The following is a 1,483-nucleotide window of genomic DNA, read 5'->3' as shown; positions in this document are numbered from 1 at the left end:
ATTAAAAGAAGTTCTGAATATTGTCCTTTGGTAGTAGTAATAGATTTCAATAAAGCTTTTTCGTATTCTGATAGATTAAATAAATTAGAATTAATTAGCATATTAATGGAAGTATCAGTCTGTTTCATAAAAATTTTCCACGATGAATTATTAATAATAACACTTCCTGCTCTGCTTAACCCTCCTGTCTTTAAATTATATATATCATCGAAACCTTGTGTGGCTAAAATAATCGAACCATTATATTTCCTAGCCCTCCGATAAGCCTGTTCAATAAAATCATCCATTTTTGGATTTTTGCCTAAAAACCTATGGGCTTCATCAAGCACAATTTGGATTCTATTTTTTCTATCTTCACTCCTATACATAAGTTGGTTTAAATGATAGATTAAGAGCATAATTAAAGGGTCTCTTAAATCAGGGTCATTATCAATCCCTTTGAACTCTGTAACAATGAATTCTTTATTAATATTAAATTGATTAGGTCCTGAAAAAAATGCACCATAAACACCTTCTTTACAAAAGGGTCTTAATTGGTCAGCAAAATCTTTAAATCTTGAGTCTTTAACAGTTCTTAACTTATCCCTAATATTGGTAATTTCCATTTTATTGCCAATCTCGTCAAAAAGAATTCCTATAAATTCTTGTATCTTCTGTTTTATCAATTTTTCATCTTCGTCTGCCCTTGCTTGGTGTTTAGAGCTTCCTAACATATAAATAAGGCTTGAGAGATAATTTAAGTCATCTGTTAATTGTTCTTTATTTTTTATATCACTAAATGGGTTAAAGCTAATAGGCTTTTGAGGGTCAAGGAATATATATTGCCCATCTAGGGTTTCACATAACTTTAAAAATGATGTATCATAATCTAAAACAAATACTCTATCCCCTCTAGCAAAGCTATTAAATCCTATCATATTCAATAATACAGATTTACCAGCTCCCGAAGTTGCAACTAAATACGCATTAAAGTTAATATCTGATACGAACAAATCAACTCCTGCCATTTGCCCACGCCTTGAATAGAGCATTAAATTTGGGTGGTTTCCTGCATAATCTGATTCTAGTGGCACAAATTGTGCGATTTGGTCAGCAAACATTGAACGGTATTTCCCTGTTAATTCAAACATATACTCTTCATTGATTCCCATAGGCAATGATGCTAAAAAATTGAGTTGATGGATTCCTAATGCCTCATCCATTACAATGCCTGTTGTCCCACCTTTACTCCAAAAGGAAATAATATTTTGCGTATTTTGTTTCGCACTTTCATAACTATCTCCACTAACTAGAACATTTAAATCAAAGGCAAATAATCGCTCTTTTTGTCCATCAATTCTTTCTAGTATTCCTATGCTTTCTCTCCTAACATTAGCAAACTCTCTAAATAGAGCTTCACTCCAGCTTTGAGTGGCAATAATAGAATGATTGCGTGAAGCAGAATTTGCCTTTTTCTTTGGCAAAAGGCATACAGAGGCAGTAA

The 1,483-nt window shown here is 32.4% G+C and carries 1 protein-coding gene; it reads right to left on the bottom strand.

The features are described from left to right. Window positions 1–1,483, bottom strand: a 1,483-nt coding sequence (locus LS72_RS10445; RefSeq protein ID WP_138155353.1) for a TraG/VirB4 family ATPase, incomplete at both ends; no start/stop codon positions are given.

It is taken from the genome of Helicobacter apodemus (genome assembly GCF_000765745.2).
Lineage (GTDB): Bacteria > Campylobacterota > Campylobacteria > Campylobacterales > Helicobacteraceae > Helicobacter_D > Helicobacter_D apodemus.
The sequence above is the reverse complement of the archived record's forward strand: the minus strand, read 5'-3'. Positions and strand labels throughout refer to the sequence as shown.